The 6,332-nt window shown below is 59.8% G+C and carries 6 protein-coding genes; all 6 read right to left on the bottom strand.

From position 1 onward, the window contains the following. Positions 1-52: 52 nt before the first annotated feature. Entirely contained in the window at positions 53-940 is an 888-nt protein-coding gene (locus ACWGXF_RS23390; protein ID WP_452102549.1) for a VOC family protein, read from the bottom strand. 292 nt (positions 941-1,232) lie between these two features. Further along, positions 1,233-2,315: an alkene reductase gene (locus ACWGXF_RS23385; RefSeq protein ID WP_087864356.1), complete on the bottom strand. Its 1,083-nt coding sequence runs from the start codon at positions 2,313-2,315 to the stop codon at positions 1,233-1,235. Between the two features lie 9 nt (positions 2,316-2,324). Next, positions 2,325-2,972, bottom strand: coding sequence for a nuclear transport factor 2 family protein (locus ACWGXF_RS23380; protein WP_039049232.1), 648 nt, complete (start codon positions 2,970-2,972; stop codon positions 2,325-2,327). 16 nt (positions 2,973-2,988) lie between these two features. Next, positions 2,989-3,756 (bottom strand): SDR family NAD(P)-dependent oxidoreductase, encoded by a 768-nt coding sequence (locus tag ACWGXF_RS23375; protein ID WP_004341345.1) that lies wholly within the window; start codon positions 3,754-3,756, stop codon positions 2,989-2,991. 12 nt (positions 3,757-3,768) lie between these two features. Then, on the bottom strand, positions 3,769-4,500 hold the full coding sequence (locus ACWGXF_RS23370) for an SDR family NAD(P)-dependent oxidoreductase (protein ID WP_004341349.1): 732 nt from the start codon (positions 4,498-4,500) through the stop codon (positions 3,769-3,771). Between the two features lie 233 nt (positions 4,501-4,733). Continuing rightward, on the bottom strand, positions 4,734-6,221 hold the full coding sequence (locus ACWGXF_RS23365; RefSeq protein ID WP_041743959.1) for a short-chain fatty acyl-CoA regulator family protein: 1,488 nt from the start codon (positions 6,219-6,221) through the stop codon (positions 4,734-4,736). Positions 6,222-6,332 lie beyond the last annotated feature (111 nt).

Below are 6,332 nucleotides of genomic sequence, written 5' to 3'. Positions count from 1 at the left end.
CTAGGGTTAATGCGTGGGTCAGATTGAGATGGAAAAACCGGGGGCTAGTGGGTCACTTCTGGGTGGAAATCAACACCCAGAGGCTTACGGTCGTGAACTCGTGCGTGATGTGGTGTTCCCAGTCGATGATGGCGCCGCCATAGCCGAACTCCAGGTCGAAGTTGGAGGGCGTCTTCATGTAGAACGAGATCATCTTGTCGTTGGTGTGCTGACCGAGAGTGGCAGAGAGCTTGACCTGGCTCTTTTGCATGCGGTCCATGGCGCGGCCCACTTCGGGCATGTTGTCCACCTCCACCATCACGTGCACGCAACCCGAGGGAGAAGGGAATTCGGCCAGCGCCAGGCTGTGGTGACGAGCGTTGGCGCAGTGGAAGAAGTGGATTCGGACCGTGGGGCCGGCATCGCCTGCGGGCTTGAAGTTGTAAATATCCGAGAGGCCAAAGCCCAGCACATTGCGCACAAAGGCCACGGTCTTGTCAAAGTCGGGAGCAGGCAGCACGGTGTGGCCCAGACCATAGTCACCGGTGATGAAGCGCGACACGCCCTGGGGCGATGCGAAATGGCTGAAGTCGGACTTGAAGCCCCAGACGATCTCATGACGGTTTCCGGATGGATCCGTCACGATGGCCAACTCCTGCACATGGCGCTTGGCACACAGCTCGGGGCTGCCCATTTCGTAGTGCACATCAGCGGCCTGCAACACCTCGAGCGCCTGCTCGAAGGCTTGCTTGTTGGCCACCTCCCAACCGGATGCGGAGTATCTGTCATTGCTGCCAGGCTGAACCTGGAAGCGGAACTGACGCTCATCCATCTTGATCAGCAGATCGCCATCGGCAGTGGTGCTCGGCATCATGCCAAGCACGTCACGTGCGTAGCTGACCCAGCGATCCAAATCAGAGCTCTCGGCAACAACGTACGCTAGTCCACGTATTTCCATCATGATGTCGGGGCCTCCAACCCAAATCCTTTAGTGATGCAGAGGATTCTGAAGAGGAGAGCCTTTGCAAACATCGTCCATTGAGACTAACGATTTGCCGCTTCATCACCCAAATTTAATAGCACTCATACAAGAATCAGCATGTAGTTCAGCGGAATAGACTAGATTGCTTTCAACCTTTTGAAACAGGCCGATCCGACACCCTTGCGACAGCCGTGAAAACCCTCGGTACAAAAAAAGGCCGCACCCCCATGCGGGAATGCGGCCAACACGATGAACTCGGTTTCTTGATGGATCAGACGGTCTGCACTTCCTCTGCAGACGCATAGTCGTTGTAGCCCCTGGCACCAGGGGTGTAGAGCGTGTTGCGGTCAAACCTGGCCAGAGGCAGGCCCTGGCGCATGCGCTGCACAAGATCGGGGTTGGCAATGAAATGCCGCGCAAAAGATACCGCCTTGCCTTCGCCTGCCTGCAACGCGGCTTCGGCGCTTTGCGCATCAAAGCCATCGTTGAGAATCAGGTTCTCGCCAAAGTTCTCACGCGCCAGCTTGAAGGCATCGATTGAAGGATCGAAGACTGCACGCATCACATGCAGATAGGCAATGCCCAGCTTGGCGGCCTGACGCATCAGCTCGGCATGGGTTGCCGCGGAGTTTTCATCCGCTGTGTCATTGAAGGTGTTGCCGGGGTTCAGGCGCAGCCCCACACGATCGATGCCGATGGCCTCTCCCATGGAGCCCAGGCATTCCACGGCGAAACGTGAGCGACTGCTGGCGTTGCCACCATATTCATCGGTACGCTGATTGGTACTGGAATGCAGGAACTGCAGACTCAGATAGCCGCTGGTGCCATGCAGCTCGACGCCGTCAAAGCCCGCATCCATGGCGCGCCGAGCAGCCGCAGCATGCCCGGCAATCGCCTTGCGCACTTCTTCGGTGGTCAATGCCTGGGGCTGGTCGAAATCCTGCATGCCTGCCGCATCGGTCCAGATCTTGCCCTGAGCCTGAATGGCAGACGCCGATACGGAACGCACACCAGCGGGTTTGATATGGCTACTGCCGATACGACCGGAGTGCATGATCTGCAGCACGATGGATCCGCCACGCGCATGCACGGCGTCCGTCACACGGCGCCAGCCGCGCACATGAGCGGCAGTTTCGATGCCGGGCTGACGACAGTAGGCTTGACCCGTGACCTCGGGCCAGGCCCCTTCAGCCACGATCAGGCCGGCATCAGCGCGCTGGCCATAGTGCTCGGCCATGATGTCGGTGGGCGTGCCATCGGCATCGGCGCGGTTGCGCGTCATGGGGGCCATGACCACGCGGTTCTTCAGAGCAATCTTGCCCAGCTGGATGGGAGTGAAAAGCGTTTGACTCATGCCGGCTCCTTAGCGCACACGCATGCGCGGCGCAGGTGTGCCACGGCGCATGCTTTTGAGGAACTGCTCCAGCGGCGCAGGCGCGGCCACTTGCGGCAACTCATCCTTGTCGGGGCGCTGGGCCCAGAATTCCTTCCAGCTCGGGAACAGGTCGTGGAAAGCGCCATGGTAGGGCTCACGACCGGGCCAGCGCATCTTCATGTCGCCAATCGGTGGCTTGTTCAGGTCGGAGGCATACCAGTAACATGGCAGACGACGACGGAAATACCACTGGCCGTCAATGCGCTCGTAGTCGTCCCAGTACAGCATCTGCATGATGACCCACTCGGCACCGCATTCATGCTCGTTCTTGGAGTAGACCACGCCGGTGGCGTGATCTCGATCCACAAACTCGATGATGTGCTGGCCCAGATGGTGCGAGGTTCCCGTGAACTGGTCACGCAGCGTGCTGTCCTGCCAGGCCATGAAATGCGCCCGCCCCACTTTTTCCTTGCCCACCTTGATATCGGGAGCGAACAGGTTCACATGGGCGTCCATGTCGCGCATGTCCAGCGACAGGGAATACTTGCCAGCCAGTTGACGAATCGCATCCAGCGACTCCAGCCTGTCGATACGCTCTTCCAGCGTTTGTGGCCACTGATTCACGGGTTCACTCATCTCTTCAGCCTCTTTCTTACAGTGCCGTCACCAGCACCGCGGAGCGGCCGCCATCCACGGGCAAGGCGGCACCTGTCACATAGCTGGCCTCGTCGCTGGCCAGAAACAGCACGGCATTGGCCAGCTCGCCGGACTGACCCACGCGCCCCATGGGAATGAGTTTTTCGGTGTTCTTGCGCGATGCCTCATCAGCCAGCATGCCGGCCGTGGCAGGCGTTTCCACCACCGCCGGGATCACCACGTTCACGCGGATGCCTGCTGCAGCACCTTCGGCAGCCGCTGCACGCGAAAAGTTGATGATGGCCGCCTTGGCTGCCGAGTAACCCGACATAAAAGGTGTGCCCAGCGTGCCGCAGATGGAGCTGATATTGACGATGGAACCACCCTTGGGCCCCATCAGCTTCAGCGCAGTACGCGTTCCCCAGAAAGTGCCGTCCACCGATGTGCTGAAGTTGGCATGCCAGTCCGCCGTGGTCATGCCGTCGATGCCACCCCAGGTGTAGGCCATGGCGTTGTTGACCAGAATGTCCAGGCTGCCATGCTTTTTGGCAGTCTGCTCCAGCGCTCCGACAAACTGGGCTTCGTTGCCCACGTCGGCCACGATGGCCTCGGCACTGCCGCCTGCAGCCTTGATCCTGGCCACGACTTCGTCGAGAGGCTGCTTGCGGCGGCCGCAGATCACCACGGTTGCCCCCTCCTGTGCGAAACGCTCAGCCGTTGCGGCGCCGATACCGGAACCACCACCGGTCACAAACGCAATCTTTCCTTCCAGACGCTTGCTCATGCTTGTCTCTCCTTAGAGGAAGGCGCTGCCGCCGTTGACTGCCACGTTCTGCCCCGTCACAAAGCCGCTGTCGTCGCTGGCCAGGAACACTGCCACCTTGGCGATGTCTTCTGGCTCAGCCATGCGGCCCATGGGCACGCCGGCGATGATGGCATCGGCCCACTCCTGGGGAATGCCCTGCATCATGGGCGTGTTGGTGGGTCCGGGAACCAGTGTGTTCACACGGATCTTCTTGGACGCCAGCTCCTTGGCCATGCCGCGGGTCAAGCCCATCAGGGCGGCCTTGGAAGCGCAGTAGTGCGCCGGACCGTCACCGCTGACAGCCGAGGTGCTGGAGATATTGACGATGGCACCGCCCTTGCCTTCCTGCATCTGCTTGACGGCGGCACGGGCGCAGTAGAAAGCGCCGTTCAGGTTCACGCCAATCACGCGCTCCCAGGTTGCGTCAGGAATATCGGCAAACTGGTCCACCGAGCCTACGCCGGCGTTGTTCACCAGCACGTCGACGGCGCCCAGCTTTTCGCGGATTTCGACAAACAGCGCATCAACCGCAGCGCTGTCAGCCACATTGGAGGAACGGGCCAGATGCTTGCTGCCCTTGCCTTCCAAGGTCTGCCTGGCTGCTTCTTCATTCAAGTCCACGGCCACCACAGTGGCTCCTTCATCGGCAAAACGCTGTGCAATCGCTCGCCCCATGCCCTGGCCCGCCCCCGTGACCACGGCAACTTTTCCGGCTAAACGCATTCTTGTCTCCTTGTTGATGTGCAATCAAAACTTGGAGACAGCGTATGAAGAAATCGCCCTCAGCCCATCGTCCAAGAAGACTAAGCAAATTTTCTCGGAAAGCTATTAAATAAATAGCAATAAATACAATACAGACTTCTACTCCAATGCATTTTCACGCCTGTTAATCAGTTGGTGACTGCAATCCAGCGTCAGATGCATCCCCCCAACTTCACCGCACATGGCAGCAGCAACTAACCGCCATAGGGGACAAATCCGCTCTCGTTTTCATTGACTTTGAGCGGTTTGGCTACGTATGGAAAAGCACGTTGCGGGCAAGCGCTGCGCTCGCATACCTTGCAGCCCATGCCGATAGGTGTGGCCGCTCCTATATTGCGCAAATCCATGCCTTGGGAATACACCAGCCGCGCGGCGTGTTGCAAGTCGCAGCCCAGGCCGATGGAGAAAGTCTTGCCTGGAGCCCCCCAGCCCTGGCCAGCATGGCTGATGGTACGAGCAATCCACAGGTAGACGCGCCCGTCCGGCATGCTGGCGAGCTGGGGCACTATGCGGCCCGGCTGGGTAAAAGCCTCGTACACCACCCACAACGGGCAGGTGCCGCCTGTCTTGGAGAAATGAAAATGCGTGGCCGACTGGCGCTTGCTGATATTGCCGGCCCGGTCCACTCGTATAAAGAAGAACGGCACACCCGGCGCATCGCTTCGCTGCAGGGTTGAGAGACGATGGCAGACGGTCTCGAAGCCCACACCGAAGTGCCTTGCCAGCAAGTCTATGTCGTAGCGCAGGCCTTCGGCTGCACGCAAGAACTCTCCATATGGCAGCACAAATGCCCCGGCTACATAATTGGCCAGCCCCATGCGTGCCAGCCGGCGCGTGGCCTCATCCTGCCAGGGCACGCTTTGCAGCTCCCTTTCAATCAGTGAATCAAACTCCAGCAGCGCCAGTTGCGTAGCCAGCTGAAATGCCTGCTGCATGGGACTCAGTTGCGGAGCCACATACAAGGTGCGCGTGAGCGCATCGTAGCGCCTATGGCTGCCCGCTTTCTCAGCGGTCCCGACATGAGCATGCAGAACCAATACACCATGTCGTGCCTGCAGCCGGTATTGCAGCCAATCATGCAGATGACCGCCTTGCTCTGCAGCCTGCCGAGCCAGCGCTTCAGCTGCACGATCAAGCGCATCAAGGTAATTGCGGTGAGAAAAAAAGAAATCACGCACCGCCTCGAACGGCATCTGGCGCAAGGGCTCAGCCAGCAGGCCTGCCATTGCGCCATTCCCGGCGACACCTCTGTGAACTGAGGTGTCGGCATCCGGCCCGGCGCGGCCATCGCCCAGATGGGCGGTCAAGGCCTCCAGCCGCTCGGCGTCTGCCAGGTGACGCTGGTGCATGGCCAGCAGCATCTGTGCCAGCTGCGGCAGCTTGGCTGCGACCTCACGCAGCTCGGGAAGCGGCACCGAACCTTCTGGCTGAGGCATGGCGGCCACCGCATCGCGCAGCTGCGCCAGCAAGCGGGCCTCCTCATCCTCGGAGAACTGCTGGATATCGACGCCCAGCACCCGGTGAATCTTGAGCAGCACGGCCACCGTGAGCGGGCGCTGATCCTGCTCGATCTGATTCAGATAGCTCGGTGACAACTCCAGCGCCTGGGCCAGCGCAGCCTGCGTAAGACCACGCTCGGCACGCAGGCTGCGCAGACGCACGCCCATGAATGTCTTGGCCACTTACCTGCTCCCTATTGCCGGCTCCAAAGATTCGCAAAATTTGCAAATACATGCAATCACCTTCGCAAGCATTCGCCAATTCAGCTCTGTACGCATAAAAAACAAATGCGT

This window comes from Comamonas sp. HJ-2 (assembly GCF_053615495.1).
The sequence above is the reverse complement of the archived record's forward strand: the minus strand, read 5'-3'. Positions and strand labels throughout refer to the sequence as shown.